The sequence below is a fragment of the Microbacterium croceum genome, from assembly GCF_023091245.1.
Lineage (GTDB): Bacteria > Actinomycetota > Actinomycetes > Actinomycetales > Microbacteriaceae > Microbacterium > Microbacterium croceum.
Genome location: NZ_JAHWXN010000001.1, coordinates 1,039,012 through 1,055,041, shown reverse-complemented (window position 1 = coordinate 1,055,041; position 16,030 = coordinate 1,039,012). Strand labels below are relative to the sequence as shown.

The 16,030-nt window shown below is 69.2% G+C and carries 14 protein-coding genes; 7 read left to right on the top strand and 7 right to left on the bottom strand.

What is annotated here, in order from left to right:
- Positions 1-56 precede the first annotated feature (56 nt).
- Complete coding sequence (locus KZC51_RS05025; protein ID WP_247628918.1) at positions 57-1,112, top strand: homoserine dehydrogenase; 1,056 nt, start codon at positions 57-59, stop codon at positions 1,110-1,112.
- Positions 1,109-2,518, top strand: coding sequence for an aldehyde dehydrogenase family protein (locus KZC51_RS05020; RefSeq protein WP_247628917.1), 1,410 nt, complete (start codon positions 1,109-1,111; stop codon positions 2,516-2,518). Before KZC51_RS05025 ends, KZC51_RS05020 begins: the two co-directional genes overlap by 4 nt.
- 57 nt (positions 2,519-2,575) lie before the next feature.
- Here KZC51_RS05020 and KZC51_RS05015 read toward each other — a convergent pair whose 3' ends face one another.
- Positions 2,576-3,019 (bottom strand): Lrp/AsnC family transcriptional regulator, encoded by a 444-nt coding sequence (locus tag KZC51_RS05015; protein WP_247628916.1) that lies wholly within the window; start codon positions 3,017-3,019, stop codon positions 2,576-2,578.
- A 113-nt stretch (positions 3,020-3,132) separates the two neighbouring features.
- Here KZC51_RS05015 and KZC51_RS05010 point away from each other — a divergent pair, with 113 nt between their 5' ends.
- From KZC51_RS05010 to KZC51_RS04995, 4 genes are all read left to right on the top strand, one after another.
- On the top strand, positions 3,133-4,335 hold the full coding sequence (locus KZC51_RS05010) for a trans-sulfuration enzyme family protein (RefSeq protein WP_247628915.1): 1,203 nt from the start codon (positions 3,133-3,135) through the stop codon (positions 4,333-4,335).
- 68 nt (positions 4,336-4,403) lie between these two features.
- Positions 4,404-5,447: an Rv2578c family radical SAM protein gene (locus tag KZC51_RS05005; RefSeq protein ID WP_247628914.1), complete on the top strand. Its 1,044-nt coding sequence runs from the start codon at positions 4,404-4,406 to the stop codon at positions 5,445-5,447.
- Between the two features lie 30 nt (positions 5,448-5,477).
- On the top strand, positions 5,478-5,675 hold the full coding sequence (locus KZC51_RS05000) for a hypothetical protein (RefSeq protein ID WP_247628913.1): 198 nt from the start codon (positions 5,478-5,480) through the stop codon (positions 5,673-5,675).
- 40 nt (positions 5,676-5,715) lie between these two features.
- The gene (locus KZC51_RS04995; RefSeq protein ID WP_247628912.1) at positions 5,716-6,255 is read left to right on the top strand and encodes a YaeQ family protein; all 540 of its coding nucleotides are present in this window, start codon (positions 5,716-5,718) and stop codon (positions 6,253-6,255) included.
- Positions 6,256-6,356: 101 nt separating this feature from the next.
- Here the strand turns inward: KZC51_RS04995 and KZC51_RS04990 are convergent, their stop codons facing one another.
- Both KZC51_RS04990 and KZC51_RS04985 read right to left on the bottom strand, forming a co-directional pair.
- Positions 6,357-7,688, bottom strand: coding sequence for a hypothetical protein (locus KZC51_RS04990; protein ID WP_247628911.1), 1,332 nt, complete (start codon positions 7,686-7,688; stop codon positions 6,357-6,359).
- Positions 7,689-7,837: 149 nt separating this feature from the next.
- Complete coding sequence (locus tag KZC51_RS04985) at positions 7,838-10,000, bottom strand: DEAD/DEAH box helicase (RefSeq protein ID WP_247628910.1); 2,163 nt, start codon at positions 9,998-10,000, stop codon at positions 7,838-7,840.
- A gap of 355 nt (positions 10,001-10,355) precedes the next feature.
- On the opposite strand from KZC51_RS04985, the gene KZC51_RS04980 reads away from it, so the two are divergent.
- Complete coding sequence (locus KZC51_RS04980; RefSeq protein WP_247628909.1) at positions 10,356-11,252, top strand: aldose 1-epimerase family protein; 897 nt, start codon at positions 10,356-10,358, stop codon at positions 11,250-11,252.
- 118 nt (positions 11,253-11,370) lie between these two features.
- Here KZC51_RS04980 and KZC51_RS04975 read toward each other — a convergent pair whose 3' ends face one another.
- The 4 genes from KZC51_RS04975 to KZC51_RS04960 form a co-directional block, all read right to left on the bottom strand.
- Positions 11,371-14,577 (bottom strand): efflux RND transporter permease subunit, encoded by a 3,207-nt coding sequence (locus KZC51_RS04975; RefSeq protein ID WP_247628908.1) that lies wholly within the window; start codon positions 14,575-14,577, stop codon positions 11,371-11,373.
- A gap of 15 nt (positions 14,578-14,592) precedes the next feature.
- On the bottom strand, positions 14,593-15,180 hold the full coding sequence (locus tag KZC51_RS04970) for a TetR/AcrR family transcriptional regulator (protein ID WP_247628907.1): 588 nt from the start codon (positions 15,178-15,180) through the stop codon (positions 14,593-14,595).
- Between the two features lie 85 nt (positions 15,181-15,265).
- Positions 15,266-15,628, bottom strand: a complete 363-nt coding sequence (locus KZC51_RS04965) for a fluoride efflux transporter FluC (RefSeq protein ID WP_247628906.1) — start codon at positions 15,626-15,628, stop codon at positions 15,266-15,268.
- Positions 15,625-16,002, bottom strand: a complete 378-nt coding sequence (locus KZC51_RS04960; RefSeq protein ID WP_247628905.1) for a fluoride efflux transporter FluC — start codon at positions 16,000-16,002, stop codon at positions 15,625-15,627. Before KZC51_RS04960 ends, KZC51_RS04965 begins: the two co-directional genes overlap by 4 nt.
- Positions 16,003-16,030: the final 28 nt, after the last annotated feature.

The following is a 16,030-nucleotide window of genomic DNA, read 5'->3' as shown; positions in this document are numbered from 1 at the left end:
GTTCCATGTCCGCACGGCGACGCCGGCGGCAGCCCCTGCAACGAAGGAGAACCCCGGTGACTCACCACGACCTCGCCCTCATCGGCTTCGGAGGCGTCAACCGCGCCCTCGCCGAGATCATCCGCGACCGCGGCGAGACTCTCGCCGACGAGCTCGGCTTCAGCCTGCGCGTGGTCGCGATCACCGACCTGCGCCTCGGCTCGCTCATGCAGAGCGACGGCATCGACCTGCACGCCGCCCTCGCGATGACGGGCTCCGACACCTTCGCCGGCCTGCCAGGCGGCGATGCCCAGCCGCGCAACGAGGACGTCATCCGCCACACCACGGCCGATGTCATCTCCGAGGCCACGTTCACGAACCCGATCGACGGCGAGCCCGCGATCTCCCATGTGCGCGCGGCTCTTGAGAGCGGCAAGAGCGTCACCACCACCAACAAGGGTCCAGTCGCCCTCGCGAGCGCCGAGCTGAACCGGCTCGCAGAGGAGAACGGCGCCCACTTCGAGTACGAAGGCTCCGTGATGAGCGGCACCCCCGTGCTGCGACTCGCGGGCGAGACCCTCAAGGGCCTGCGTATCTCGCGCATCCAGGGCATCTTCAACGGCACCAGCAACTTCGTGCTCGGCCAGATGGAGGCAGGAAAGTCACTCCAGGATGCCGTCGCCGAAGCCCAGGCTCTCGGTTATGCCGAAGCAGATCCCACCGCCGATATCGAGGGATCCGACGTGCAGCTCAAGGTCGTCATCCTGGCGAACGAGCTCCTCGGCGCCGACCTGACCACCGCCGACGTGCCGTGCACCGGCATCAGCGGCATCACGGCGAGCGACGTGATCGCGGCCGCCGCCGCCGGCGAGCACTGGAAGCTCATCGGCACGATCGAGCGTGACGAGAACGGCGTCGTCACGGCATCCGTGCAGCCGCTCTCGCTGGGCGCCGACCACCCGCTCTCCGGCATCTCGGGCGCCACGAACGCCGTCGCCTTCACGACCGACCTGCTCGGCACCGTCACGATGTCGGGCCCCGGCGCGGGGCGCATCGAGACCGCGTACGCCCTGCTGTCGGACATCATCGCGATCGATGCCCACCAGAAGTCGCTGGTCGGAGCCCTGCGATGAGCGTCGCGACCATGGATGCACCGGTCACGCAGACCCCGCCACTGGAGGTTCTCGACCCGTACACCGGCGAGGTCATCGCCCGACTGGCACAGAACTCGGTCGACGACGTGGACGCGATCATGACGCGTGCGCGGCTCGGCTCCTCGCTGTCCCGCGGGCTCTCCCGGTTCGAACGGCACCGCATCCTGGATCGTGCCGCCCGCATCCTCGACGGACGCGCAGAGGAGGCGGCGACGCTCATCGTCCGCGAAGCCGGCAAGACGATCACCCAGGCGCGCAAGGAGGTGCGCCGCGCGGTGACCACGATCTCGTTGTCGGCCGAGACCGCCCGCGCCTACGACGGCGAGGTCATCCCCTTCGACGCCTACGAAGGATCCGCGAACCGCCGCGGATGGTTCACGCGGGAGCCCCTCGGCGTCATCCTCGCGATCACTCCCTACAACGACGCCCTCAACCTGGTGGCCCACAAGCTCGGCCCCGCGATCGCGGGCGGGAACGCGGTGATCCTCAAGCCGTCGCAGTTCACCCCGCTGACCGCACGATTCCTGGTCGAGGTGCTGCTCGAGGCCGGACTCCCCGACGAGATCATCACCACGGTGCACGGCGACCGCCACGTGGCGCAGGCGCTCGTCGGCGTGCGCGACATCCGCATGGTGTCGTTCACCGGAGGGTTCGCGACCGGAGAGGCGATCGCCCGCACCGCCGGGCTCAAGAAGCTCGCGATGGAACTCGGGGGAAACGCTCCGGTGCTGGTCTTCGCGGATGCCGACATCCCCGCCGCGGTGGACGCGTGCGTGTCGGGAGCGTTCTGGGCCGCCGGACAGAACTGCGTCGGCGCACAGCGCATCCTGATCGAGCGCTCCGTCTACGACGAGTTCCGCGATCGCTTCGCCGCGCGCACCTCGACCCTGCGCGCGGGCGACCCCAGGGACCCGGCGACCGAGGTGGGACCGATGATCTCGGAAGCAGCGGCGATCCGCGCCGAGCGCGTGGTCGACGATGCCGTGCGCTCCGGCGCACGCGTTCTCGCCGGACACCGACGCGAGGGCTCGGTGTACTGGCCGACCGCCGTCGAGAACGTGTCGCTGTCGTGCGAGCTCTGGAGCGAGGAGGCGTTCGCGCCCGTCGTGATCCTGGCCCCGTTCGACAGCGAGGCCGAAGCGGTCGCCGAGGCGAACAGCATCGATTACGCGTTGCACGCGGGGGCGTTCACGTCCGATCTCTCGCGCGCGCTGCGCGTCGCCGAGGCGCTCGACGCGGGTGGCGTGATGATCAACGACTCCTCCGACTACCGCATCGACAGCATGCCGTTCGGGGGCTCCAAGTACGGGAGCATGGGCCGCGAAGGCGTGCGCTTCGCATACGAGGAGATGACGCAGCCGAAGGTCACCTGCCTCACCACCTGAGATCTCCTCGCGGAGGGGCGGGGGTCCAGGGGGATACCCCGCCTCTCCCCGAGGTTCTCAGTCCCGGTCGATCGCGCGCGTCAACGAGACGGCGGTGACGGTGTTCGCGACGCCGGGCACCGCGGCCAGGAACTCCCAGATCTCGCCGATGCGGTCCATCGACTCCGCCTCGAGCGTCACCAGCAGGTCGAGATCACCCGACATCACATCGCATCGACGCACTTCGGGGATCTTCGAGATCTCGGCGATCACGCCCCCGCCGCGCATCCGATCGCTGCGATAGACCATCACGATCGCCGAGACCGGCGACGCCCCTGCGCGCCCGGGCGTGACGGTGTAGCCGGCGATCACGCCTCGCCGCTCCATGCGCTCCATCCGCTGCTTCACCGCGTTGCGCGACAGGTGCACCTGTGCCGCCAGAGTCACCAGAGGCACACGGGCGTCCTCCGTGAGCGCGGCGAGGATACGGCGATCGATCTGATCGAGGGGCAGCCGCTCCATCGTGGCCTCCTGACATGTCGATGCATATGCATGATTGACAATTGCGTGTGTCTATTATGCACTCTAGGCTGAAGATTGGCACCCCTGACGGGTGCAGGAACGAAGGAGTCATCATGAGCGCTCGACCCGACCGCAAAGACCTGCTCACCCTGTCGGACCTCAGCCTGGCCGTGCACGCGGGCAATCAGCTCGACTCGACCCTGGCGCTGCGCACCCCGCTCGTGATGGCGAACTCCTATCAGCTGCCCGACGATCCGAGCGAGATCAGCTGGTCCGCGACCGCTCCTGGCCTGTACACGCGCAACACCGGCGTCAACCAGGCCGCGCTGGAGCAGAAGCTCGCCGCCCTCGACGGCGCGGAAGACGCTGTCGCCCTCGCCTCCGGCGTCGCCGCCCTGCACGCGGTGTTCTTCACCCACGTGCAGGCCGGGGATCACGTCGTCGTGAGCGATGTCGTCTACGAGGCGACCTGGCGCCTGTGGACCGAGCTGCTCCCCCGGCGGTACGGACTCGATGCCACCTTCGTCGACATCAGCGACCTCGACGCCGTCCGCGCGGCGATGCGCCCCGAGACCCGCCTCGTCTGCATCGAGGCGATCGCGAACCCGACCACCAAGGTCGCCGATGTGGCCGCCATCGCCGAGATCGCGCACGACGCCGACGCCCTCCTGATGGTGGACTCCACCTTCTCGCCGCCGCCGTTCTACCGCCCGATCCAGGACGGCGCCGATCTGGTCGTGCACTCGCTCACCAAATACCTCAACGGACACGGCGATGCCATGGGCGGCTCGGTCGCCGGACGACGCGACCTCATCGAGCCCATCAAGGCCGACGCGATGGTCGACGTCGGCGGCATCATCTCGCCCTTCAACGCCTGGCAGATCCAGCGCGGCACCGTGACGCTCCCCCTGCGGCTGCGGCAGCACTTCTCCTCGGCCGAGCGCGTCGCCGAGATGCTCGATGCCGACCCCCGCGTGGAGTACATCGCCTATCCGGGACTCCCCTCGCACCCCGATCACGATCTCGCCGTGCGTCAGTTCGGCGGACGAGGGTTCGGCGGCATGATGGCCTTCGCCGTGAAGGGGTCGCCCGATGTGCAGAACCGGTTCGTGGCGAACCTGCGACTGATCACCTCGGGCTTCTCGCTCGGACACGACGACTCCCTCATCGTGCACACCGGCACCGAAGGAGGCCGCGTGGCCACCTACCCGGAACCCTTCCGGAAGTTCGGCCACCTGCGCCTGTCGGTCGGACTCGAGGATGCCGACGACCTCCTGGCCGACCTGAGCGCCGCCCTGGACGCGACGTTCGGCTGAGCATTCAGATTCGTACTTAGCTTCGATTCTGGGTTGACAATTCTTCGTCTTTTTGTTCGACTTGCTTCATGCGGTGGCAAGGGCAGAAGGTCGGAGACGTCGATGCCGCTGCGCTGCCGGGACTGGAAGACCGCAGCAGCGTGCTGCGCACGGTCACCACTCCGGAATTCGCCGGGATGACGTTCCACGAAGTGCTGTCGAAGTCCGCACTCAACCACGTGCCCGGTGCGTCGCGCATGCCCTTCGCGTGGACGATCAACCCCTACCGTGGCTGCAGTCATGCCTGCACCTACTGCTTCGCCCGCGGGACGCACGAGTACCTCGACCTCGACGGCGGGGCGGACTTCGACTCGCAGATCGTGGTGAAGGTCAATGTGGTGGAGGTGCTCGAGAAGGAGCTGCGCCGCGGCAGCTGGCAGCACGAGACCGTGGCACTCGGCACCAACACCGACCCGTATCAGCGGGCGGAAGGCCGGTACAAGCTGATGCCCGGCATCATCGAGACGCTCGCGGCATCGGGCACTCCGATGTCGATCCTCACCAAGGGCACCCTGATCCGGCGCGACATCCCGCTGCTCGTGAAGGCCGCCCAGCGCGTGCCCGTCGACGTGCAGATGTCGATCGCGATGTACGACGATGAACTGCAGAAGGCGATCGAACCGGGAGCACCGACGACCCAGGCGCGGCTCGACACCGTACGGGCGCTGGCGGATGCCGGTTTCCGGGTGACCGTCTTCCTCATGCCGATCATGCCGCACCTGACCGACTCCATCGCCGCGATCGACGCCGCCCTGACCCGTATCAAGGCCGCTGGCGCCCGCACGGTGATCTACGGCGCACTGCATCTGCGCGCCGGCGTGAAGTCGTGGTTCTTCCAGTGGCTCGGTGAGGCGCGCCCCGACCTGGTGTCGTCGTACCGCGGCCTCTACCCCGGCGCCGCCGCCGAGGCGCCCAAGCCCTACCGGCAATGGCTCGCGAAGCGCGCTCGCCCGCTCATCCGCGCGCACGGGCTCGACGGCCGCCACGAAGACGACTACCCGCAGCGCGTGCGCCCCGTGCGGTTCGAGCCGGCCACGGCATCCGCCCCGGCACCGCAGCCGATGCTCTTCTGATCCGACGCGCGCACCCGTTAGGTTGAAGGCATGTTCCGTGGATACGTCGCCCTGCTGTTCCTCGGTGGTCTCGCCGCCACGATCGTCGGCACCATCCTGCCCCAGGGCGGTGGCACCACGATCGCAGTCGTCGGGGCCGCGGCGCTCGGCGCCTCCCTGGTGCTGATCGGCATGGTGTTCCTCCGCGACCGCGACGAGGCATCGACCCGGCCCGCCGAGCGACGATGACGCACCGGCACGCCTCCGCGGACGCGTAGGCTTCTCGGTTATGGCTATCGGCTCCACCATCCACACGTTCGACGTTCAACTGGCGGACATGGATCGCGGGGTCTACGACGACTTCTCGCTGCGTGTCGCCCGCCACCCGTCCGAGACCGACGCCTACATGCTCACCCGCATCCTGGCACTCGGACTCGAGCACACCGAGGGGATCGTCTTCGGCGACGGCATCTCATCGACCGAGGACCCGGCGGTGCTGGTCCGCGACCTCACCGGGAAGATCACGGCCTGGATCGAAGTCGGCGCACCCGACGCCGAACGCCTGCACTACGGCAGCCGCCTCGCCGAGCGCACGGTGGTCTACACGCACCGCGACCCCGCCAAGGTGATGGCGCCATGGGCGGGCAAGAAGATCCACCGCTCCGACGCGATCCGCGTGTACAGCTTCGACCCCGGGTTCATCGACGCCGCCGTGCCGCTGATCGCGCGCCGCAACACGCTCACGCTGACCGTGACCGAGCAGGTGCTCTTCCTCGACCTGAACGGCACATCCTCGACCACGACGATCCACGAGCACGAGCTGTCGTAGTACCCCGCGAGAGGTCAAGACACGCCGCAGCTGACGCAGCTGCTGCGGCGTGTCTTGACCTCTCAGCGACCGCCGGCCGCACTCACGACCGCCGTCCGCACTCAGAGGTCGGGCGCGTCGTTCCAGGCCTCGACGAAGGCACCCTCGTCGCCGTACCCGTTCACCAGATCCACGTGCAGCTTGCCGGTGACGTCGAACGAGTAGAGCGCGCGGTCCTTCTCCGGTCCCCAGCTCGTCGAGCCGAAGATCTCGGCCTCCTGGTCGCGCAGCGCCGCCGCTTTGATCGCCGGGGCCACTGCCGCCGCATCGGCTCCGTGCTCGAGCACCACGTCGAGCTCGAGCGGACCGATCGCGGCGGATCGTACGCCCTCCGTGCCGGCGAGTGAGAGCGCCCGCTCGAAGTTCTCGACGAAGCCCCTCTCCTTCATGGTCTTACCCGTAGCCCACGTGCCGGGTTCGTCCTGCTTCAGCACGAACAGCTGGAGAGAGTTGAACGCCTGCAGGTCGGGTGTCGCGAGGAGCGCCTGCTGCACTGTCGCCGCTGATTCGGCATCGGACGTGGTCACCGACAGGTGCAACGCCGCGGGCCCATGCGTATCGATCGAAGCCCCGATGACACCGTCGATCGGGGTGAGGATCGCGCTGAGACGGGCAGCGAGGTCCTGCTGCGCCGCGGGGGCACTGATGATGCCGCTGATCAGGCTGACCCCAACCCCCGAGTCACCGGCATTCAGCGCATCGACGACCGGTGTTGCGGCGGCGGCCCCTTCGACGGAACGCATGCGCAGCGACAGCGACTCATCGTCGAGCGTGTACCTCTGAATCGGGGCGAGCGCCGCCACCTCGACGACAGCCTCGAGCGCGGGCTTCACTTTTTCGGGATTCCTCGTCTCCACGGTCGACCGTTCGTGTACATCCGAGACCTTGAGCTGCAGTCCACCCGTCAGAGGTCCCGCGGCAGCCGCATCCGCCAGCGGCATGACCACGGACACCGGCTCCACACCCGCTTCCGCGACCGCCTCGATGCCGAGCGCATCCTCGGAGGACCAGACCCTGCCCTGCAGGATGCCGTCCACTCCGACGAGTTCACTCACCGCTTGCGCGAGATCCGCTCGCTCACCCGCATCACCGCTGAGCGTCCACTGCCAGGCGCCGGCCCGCAGCCGCAGCACGACATCGTCATCGGTCACGGACTCGATGAGATCGTTCAGCCGTCCGGCGATATCGGCGAGGTCATCGGGCGGCGTCGAGTCGTCCAGCGTCACCTGGTACTCGCCGTCGGCCGTCTCCTCGATCGACGAGACGGCCGGGTCCTTCGCGACCTGCTCCTCGAGGTCTTCGGACTTCCTGGCGCACCCGGCCAACGCCGTCAGCGCGATCACCCCTCCGAGCAGCAGTGCCACACCACGAACGATCCCCCGGTTGTTGCGCATTACTCCAGACTATGTGGATAATCCGCCGAGGACGCAGGGGAGAAATGCCCATCGCCTCGTCCGCGACTCAGGAGGCATGACGCCGAAAGGGCCCGAAACGCGAGGTTCCGGGCCCTCTCGGGTGTGATGCCCTGAGTGGGGAAGGCGGCTCAGCTCGTGAGCTGCGCGGCGGTCGGCACGCGACCGGTGATCTCCTCGATGATGTCGTCGTTCACGCGAGCGTTCTCGAACGGCGCATCGATCTCGGCGCGGTCGAGCAGCTCGGTCATGCGGCGCTGGCGCTGGCGCGTGATGAGCGTCACGACGCGGCCCATGCGACCGGCGCGGCCGGTGCGACCAGAGCGGTGCAGGTACGTCTTGTACTCGTCCGGGGCGTCGGCCTGCACGACCAGGTCGATGTCGTCGACGTGGATGCCGCGGGCGGCGACATCGGTCGCGACCAGCACGTTGACCCGTCCCGAGGTGAGGCGCTCCAGGTTGCGCGTGCGCTTGGCCTGGTTCAGGTCACCGTGCAGCGAGACCGCCGGGATGCCGGCATCGTCGAACTGCTCGGCGAGCATGTCGGCGTAGGCGCGCGTGCGGGCGAAGACCAGTGTCTTGCCCTCGCGGTCGACGAGCGAAGTGAGGATGTCGGCCTTGTCGCGGTGCTCGATCACGAGCACGCGGTGCTCGATCGTGCTGGAGCCCTGGTCCTCACCGGCGACCTCGAAGACCGCCGGATCCACCAGGAACTCGTCGACGAGAGCGGCGACCTCACGGTCGAGCGTCGCCGAGAACAGCAGCTTCTGGCTGCCGTCGGCCGTGTGGCGCAGGATGCGCTGCACGGGCTCGACGAACCCGAGCTCGCACATGTGGTCGGCCTCGTCGAGCACCGCGATGCGGCAGTCCGAGAGGTCGAGCTTGCCCTGATTGATCAGGTCCTCGATGCGGCCGGGCGTGCCGATCACGATGTCGACGCCCTTCTTGAGCGCACCCACCTGGCGTCCCTGCGGCACGCCGCCGTAGATCTGGGTGGTGAACAGACCGACGCTGCGGGCGATCGGCTGGATCGTGCGATCGATCTGCAGCGCGAGCTCACGCGTCGGCGCGAGGATGATCGCTCGCGGGGAGCGACCGAACTCGCGGCGCTTGCCCGCCTGCGACTGCAGCACGCGCTCGACGAGGGGCGCACCGAAGGCGATGGTCTTACCGGAGCCGGTGCGGCCGCGGGCGAGGACGTCGCGGCCCTCGAGGACGGCCGGGATGCTGGCCGCCTGGATCGCGAACGGCTTCGCCGCGCCCAGACCCGCGAGCGTCTCTACGATGTTCGAGCCGAGGCCCAGGTCACCGAAGGTCACATCGGCGACCTCGACGGCCTGCACGGACTTCGCCTCGAGGCGCTCGTGCACGACGTCCTCGGTCTGCTCGAACTTCACTCCGCGGCTCGGAGCACTCGGGGCGGCGTTCCAGTCGTTGCGGCTCGGACGCTCGTTGCGCGCCGGACGGCCCCGGGTGTCCGAGGTCAACGGACGCACGCGCTCCGTGCGGTAGGCGCCGCCGGTCGCAGGGCGGCTGCGCTCGCCGGTGCGCGGGCGCTCGTCCCGGCCACCGTCGAACGAGCGCTGCGTGCGGTCGCGGTCGAAGGAACGGCGCGCGCGATCGGCGTCGAACGACCGATCCGAACGCTCGGCGCCACGGTTCGGGCGGTCACCGTAGCCACGGGCCTGGGCTCCGCGGTCGTCGCGACGCGGACGCGCGTCGCGGTCGAAGCGCTGACCGCCGCGGTCGTCGCGACGCGCGCTGTCACCGGAGCGGTGGTCGCCGTCGCGGAAGCCACGGCGCTGATCGCCGCCACTCGAAGGCCGCTCGTCGCGACCGAAGCGCTGACCGCCGCGGTCGTCGCGGTAGGTGCCGGGACCGGTGGGACGCTGGGCGCCGCGGTCGTACGACCCTCCACCGGTACGCGGACGCTCGTCGCGGTGGTGCGGGGCGTCGCGGCGCCCGGACTCCGCGCGGTTGCGGATGCTGCGGGCCTCGTCGCGTCCTGCGCGCTCCTGCGCGCTCCAGCGCTGCTTGGGCGCGCCACCCTCGGCCTCGGCCGGACGGTATCCGCGGTGTCCGGCGCTGCGGCTGCCGGGGCGGCGGTCGTAGCCACCGGCTGCGGGCGCGCTGCGGCGCTCGCCGGCATCCGACCGTCCGCCGCGCTCGGGGCGCGCGCCGTCACGGGCAGGTGCGCCGTGGTGACGGTCGTGGAACGACGTCTTGTTCGCGCCGTAGCGCGGTTCGAAGTTGCGGGCCGGACGGCCACCCTGGGGCTTCTTGCTCTTGGGCATGGATGTGTCTTTCGTTCTCGCACGAGAACAGCGCCGCGCGCATGCGCGCACCTGGGGAGCGGCTCAAGGGCCGGTCGGTGAGGAGCTGGGGCTATTCATGTGATGGTTCATGCGCGTCGATGGACGCTCACCATCGGCCCCTGGACTCACACTTCAACAGGAAAACGTCCGCGCACTGCGCGGCTGTCCGAAGCCGACCGGACCACTGTAGCCGACGCGGCTGAGAGAGTGCCCGATGCGCAGGGTTCACAACTCCTCAAGAATCCGCTTCGATGGCGTGATCCGGGGCCGGTTCAGGCCGAGGGCACCGGCTCTTGAGGAGTTGTGAACGCACCGAGGGCCCTACGATGACGGAGTGAGTACCGCATCCCCCACCGGCACCCAGATCGCCCTCCAGCTCGGCGAGGTCACCGCGCAGATCGCCCAGGTCGGCGCGTCGCTGCGCTCACTCCGCATCGGCGGCGTCGACCTCGTGCCCCCGTATCCGCTCGCCCAGCCGACTCCGGCATGCTCCGGCGTGGTGCTGGCCCCCTGGCCGAATCGCGTGCGCGACGGTCGCTGGGACGACGAGGGCACCCCGCGCCAGCTCGCGATCACCGAGCCGAAGCTGTCGAACGCGAGCCACGGCCTGCTGCGCTTCACCGCGTACGAGATCGCGCAGACGGAGTCGGCCGTCACCCTGAGCGCGACGATCGTGCCGCAGACCGGCTACCCCTACCTGATCGAGACCGCGGTGTCGTATGTGCTGACGGCCGACGGCATCGAGGTCACGCACACCCTCACCAACCGATCCGAGACGTCGGCGCCGGTCGCGCTCGGCACCCACCCGTTCGTCACGATCGGCGACGTCGACCCGCACGACCTGGTGCTGCGCGTGCCGGCCGCGACGCAGTTCGAGACCGACGACCGGATGCTCCCGACGGGCACCGCCGCCGCACCGCAGAGTCTGCGCGACGGGGTACGGCTCGGCGACGTCACGCTCGACACCGGCTTCACCGACCTCACCCGCGACGCCGACGGCCTGGTGCGTCACTCGCTCACCGCACCGGACGGCCGCCGCGTCACACTCTGGCAGGGCGAGGGCTTCGACTTCGTGCAGGTGTACACGACTCCCCTGTACCCCGGGCAGTCGCTCGCGGTCGCGATCGAGCCGATGACGGCACCCGCCGACGCCTTCAACAGCGGCCTCGGCGTACGCCGACTCGCCCCGGACGAGAGCTGGATGCTCCACTGGGGCATCGCTCTGGACTGAGCAGGCCCGGGCCGGTCGCCCGCGTTCGCAACTCAGGACGATCCGGCCCCGCCGCTCCGCAGACAGGTGTCTGCGGAGGCGCGAGGCCGGATCATCCTGAGGTACGTACGACCGCGGATTACTCCCCGCGCTTGCGCAGCTCACGGCGGGTCAGCCGGTGCGCCTCCGCCGAGCCGTCCGCCGACGCCTCCGTCTGCGGGCCGTGCACGGCAGCGACCGCGGCAGCCGCATCGGCACCGGCGAGTGCGGGCGCGGGAGTGTCATCGGACCGCCCGGCCTTACGCGCCTGACGACGTTCCTTGGCACCTTCGACGAGGTTGTAGAGCGTCGGCAGCACGATCAGCGTCAGCACGGTCGACGAGATCAGACCACCGATCACGACGATGGCCAGCGGCTGCGAGATGAACCCGCCGTGGCCGGTGATCCCGAGTGCCATCGGGGTGAGCGCGAAGATCGTCGCCAGCGCCGTCATCAGGATCGGACGCAGACGCTTCTCGCCACCGGCCTTGACCGCCTCGATGGTCGACAGCCCCTTCTCGCGGTACTGGTTCACGAGGTCGACGAGCACGATCGCGTTGGTGACCACGATGCCGATGAGCATCAGCACACCGATCAGTGAGGCCACGCCGAGCGGCACACCCGTGACGATCTGCAGCAGGATCGCGCCGGTCGCCGCGAACGGCACCGAGACGAGCAGCAGCAGCGGCTGGCGCAGCGACTTGAAGGTCGCCACCATCACCACGTAGACGATCAGGATCGCGGCCAGCATCGCGAGTCCGAGCTGCGAGAACGAATCGGCCTGCTGCGAGGCGACACCGCCGACCTCGGCCGATGCACCATCCGGCAGATCTACCGCGGCGAGAGCCTCATTCACCGACTGCGTGGCGGTGGCGAGGTTGTCGGTGCCGGGCGGCACCGTGATCGTCGACGTGCGGCGACCCTGCTCGGTCGTGATCGAGGTCGGGCCGTTGCGCTGCTCGACCGTCGCGATGTCCTGCAGCTGCACGACGCCGAGCGGCGTCGGGATCGCGAGCTCCTTCAGCGCGTCCACGGTGGTGGGCGGCTCTGGCGTGACCAGATACACCGTCAGGGCGGTGTCGTCGATCTCGACCGAGCCCAGCTGCTGCGGACGCATCGTGTTCGACACGATGGAACCCACGGCGACCTCGGACAGTCCGCGCTGCGCCGCCGCTTCACGATCGACCACCACGGCGATGTACGGCAGGGCCGCAGCGAGGTTGTCGGTCACCTGGCTGATGCCGTCGCGTCCCTTGAGCTCGTCGACGACGGCCGAGGTCGCGGTGTTCAGATCGTCGGCGTTCGAGGCGGAAACCGTGATCTCGATGTCGCTCGAGCCGAAGCCGGCCGACGCCGCGACCGCGATGTCTCCGACGTCGTCGCCGAGTCCGTCGATCGCGTCCTGCACCTTGGCGCGCAGCGCCTCCTGGTCGGCGTCGCCGTCGGTGAGGACCGAGTAGGTGATGCCGGCGCCGCCGGAGAAGGCGTCACGCAGCGCGGAACCGCTCGATCCGATCGAGGCCTGCACGTGTTCGATGCCCTTGATATCGAGCAGCGCGTCTTCCACGGCGACGGCGGCATCGGACTTGGCCTGCAGGCTCGCGGTCGGGCCGAGGTCCTGCGTGACGGTCATGGTGTTCTGACCGCTGTCGCCGAGGAAGTTGATCTTCATCAGCGGCGCGGCGGCGAGGGTCGCACCGAGCACGACCACCGCCAGGATCACGGTGATGCCGGAGTGCTTCAGCGTCCACCCGAGGATGGGGCGGTAACCGCGCTGCAGCCGCGTCGGCGGCGCGTCCGGGTGCTCGGGATCGATCGCGGTGCCGCTGTCGTCGAGCAGCTCCTTGCCGGGCTTGAGGAACCAGTAGGCGAGCACCGGCACGATGGTCAGGGCGACCAGGAGCGAGGCGACCATGGCGATCGTCACCGTCATCGCGAACGGGCGGAACAGCTCGCCCACCATGTCGCCGACGAACATGATCGGCAGGAACACGGCGACCGTGGTGATGGTCGACGCCGTGATCGCCGCCGCGACCTCGCGTACCGCGAGACGGATGGCATCGCCCTTGTCCGCGTCACCGACGTAGTGCCGTTTGATGTTCTCGATCACGACGATGGAGTCGTCGACGACGCGACCGATCGCGATCGTGAGCGCACCCAGCGTCAGCACGTTCAGCGAGTACCCGAACGCCTGCAGACCGATGAACGTGATCAGCACCGAGGTGGGGATCGAGATCGCGGTCACGAGCGTCGAGCGGACCGACAGCAGGAACACCAGGATGACGATCACCGCGAACACGAGACCGAGCAGACCCTCGGTGGCCAGGGTGTCGATCGACTGCACGATGAACGGCGCCTGGTCGAAGATGATCGTGAACTCGGCATCCGGGAACGCCTTGCCGATCTCGTCGAGCGCCGCGATCACGCCCTTCGACACCTCCACCGTGTTGGCGGCCGGCAGCTTGGTGATCGAGATCGACAGCGCATCCTTGCCGTCGACGCGAGAGATCGAGGAGATCGGGTCGGACTCCTGCACGACAGTGGCCACATCGCCGATCGTCAGGCTCGTGCCGACCAGCGGCAGGGCGGCGATCTCGTCGACCGAGGTGATCTTCGCTCCGGTCTGCACCGTGAGCGTCTGACCGTCCTGCGTGATGTCCCCGCCGGGGAACAGCGTGCCGTTCTGCTGCAGCGCCGAGCTGATGGCCTGCGTGCTCTGGCCTTCGGCGGCGAGCTTCGCGACGTCCGGGGTGATGCTGATGCGCTGACCGATGCCGCCGACGATCTGCGCGGCGTTGACGCCGTCGACGTCTTCGAGGTCGGGGATCGCGATGCTCTCGAGCTCCGCCTGCGCGTTCTCGGCGTCGTCGAAGCCGGTCACGGCGACCTGGATCACCGGGAAGTCGTCGATCGCCACCGCGAGCACCTGCGGGGTCACATCATCCGGGAGATCGGAGGAGATGCGGTTGATGGACTGCTGGATCTTCTGCTCCGCCGTCGCCAGGTTCGTGCCGTAGGCGAACGTCGCCTGCACGATCGATGCGTTGGTGGTGCTCGTCGCGCTGGTGCCCTCGAGCCCGGGCACGCCCTGGATCGCGGACTCGATCGGCGTCGAGACGTCGTTCTCGACGACCTCGGGCGAGGCGCCGGGGTAGGTGGTCATGACGACGAGGTTCGGAAGCTCGAGCGAGGGGATGAGCTCCTGCTTCAGACTCGTGAGCGCGAGACCGCCGAACACCGCGGCGACGATCGTGATCAGGGCGATGAGCGCGCGGTTCTTCAAACTCAGGACGGCGAGATTCGACAAGGCTGTTTCCTCGGTTCAGGGTGCGGGCTGCGCGGCAGGACGGACGGATGCGGGTTCGCCGAGGATGCGCTGCAGTGCGGTCTCGATGAAGGGACGGTCGAGCGGTGCATCGCGGATCTGCGCGCTCCACATCACCCCGTCGATGAAGATCGTGGCGGCCGTCGCGCGCTCGGTGCCGTAACTCGGCTCCAGCATGGCGGTGAGCTGCTCGGAGAGGTGGCGGGCGAGCTCGCGGAGGCGCGGATCGTGGACGGCGGCCGTGACCACGGCACGGTCGGCCTGGACGGCACGGGCATCCTCGAGACCTTCGACGATGAGCACGGCGAGCACGGCGGGGCTCACGCCCTGGACGGCGAGCACGGCACGGACGCCCTCGAGTCGTGCGTCGACCTCGTCGGCGAGCACGCCGAACGCGGCGGTGCGCAGATCGTCGAGCGTGTCGAAGTACTGCGTGGTGGCACCCAGCGGAACCCCGGCTCTGGCGGCGACCAGGCGGTGCGTGATCGCATCGGTGCCGACTTCGACGATGAGCTCGGCTGCCGCCTCCGCGATCTCCCGGCGGCGCGCCTCAGGGTCGCGGCGACGACGCGCGACTTCCCCCATGACCACCCCCGGAACAGCTGTACATGTACGTTTGTACATTCTCGCGGTGAGAGGATGCTGGGAGCGCGTGCGCCCGACCCCGCGCTCAGCGCAGCCCGGCTCCGAGCGCGAGGCCGAGTCCTGCGGCGACGAGCCCGAGCGCGAGCATCCCGATCGCGTTGACGGCGGCCGCCCGCCCCTCGCCATCGCGCCGGAGTGCGACCGTGTCGAGCATCGCCGTGCTGAACGTGGTGTAGCCGCCGAGCAGCCCCGCACCAAGCACGAACGCCCCCTCGGGCAGCGCCGTGGCCACGACTCCCAGGGCGAACGAGCCGGAGACGTTCACCAGGAGGATGCCCCACGGGAACCGCCTCCCCGCGAACCGTGCGACGCCGAGGTCGGCCAGATAGCGCAGAACCGCGCCCGCTCCGCCGGCGAGCGCGGCGGCGAGGAACAGCAGCGGGCTCATGCCGCCGCCCCTCGGTCCCGACGGCGTCCCAGACGCAGCCCGAGCGCCGCGGCACCGAGGCCGAGCACGACCGATCCGAGCGCGTAGGCGACCGCCACGATCGGCGCCTCCGCCCACAGCGCGAGGGTTCCGGTCATGAAAGCGCTGTAGGTGGTGAAGCCGCCGAGCACGCCGGTTCCGAGGAGCACGCGCAGCTCGTGCGACGCCGGCAGACGCGCGGCGAGCACCCCGATGAGCAGCGCGCCGAGGAGGTTCGCGATGAGCACCGCGGTGGGGAAGCCGCCGTTCTCGGGGATCAGCAGCCCGAGCCCGAGACGGGCCGCGGTGCCGATCGTTCCGCCCAGGGCGACGAGCAGCACACGGCGGAGGTTCACGGTGGCCACTGTAGTCCCCGATCCCCGC

Bases quoted from the DNA above. Each gene is read 5' to 3' on its own strand.
- KZC51_RS05020 (WP_247628917.1), top strand. From the start codon at position 1,109: ATGAGCGTCGCGACCATGGATGCACCGGTCACGCAGACCCCGCCACTG.
- KZC51_RS05015 (WP_247628916.1), bottom strand. From the start codon at position 3,019: ATGGAGCGGCTGCCCCTCGATCAGATCGATCGCCGTATCCTCGCCGCG.
- KZC51_RS05010 (WP_247628915.1), top strand. From the start codon at position 3,133: ATGAGCGCTCGACCCGACCGCAAAGACCTGCTCACCCTGTCGGACCTC.
- KZC51_RS05005 (WP_247628914.1), top strand. From the start codon at position 4,404: ATGCGGTGGCAAGGGCAGAAGGTCGGAGACGTCGATGCCGCTGCGCTG.
- KZC51_RS05000 (WP_247628913.1), top strand. From the start codon at position 5,478: ATGTTCCGTGGATACGTCGCCCTGCTGTTCCTCGGTGGTCTCGCCGCC.
- KZC51_RS04995 (WP_247628912.1), top strand. From the start codon at position 5,716: ATGGCTATCGGCTCCACCATCCACACGTTCGACGTTCAACTGGCGGAC.
- KZC51_RS04990 (WP_247628911.1), bottom strand. From the start codon at position 7,688: ATGCGCAACAACCGGGGGATCGTTCGTGGTGTGGCACTGCTGCTCGGA.
- KZC51_RS04985 (WP_247628910.1), bottom strand. From the start codon at position 10,000: ATGCCCAAGAGCAAGAAGCCCCAGGGTGGCCGTCCGGCCCGCAACTTC.
- KZC51_RS04970 (WP_247628907.1), bottom strand. From the start codon at position 15,180: ATGGGGGAAGTCGCGCGTCGTCGCCGCGACCCTGAGGCGCGCCGCCGG.
- KZC51_RS04965 (WP_247628906.1), bottom strand. From the start codon at position 15,628: ATGAGCCCGCTGCTGTTCCTCGCCGCCGCGCTCGCCGGCGGAGCGGGC.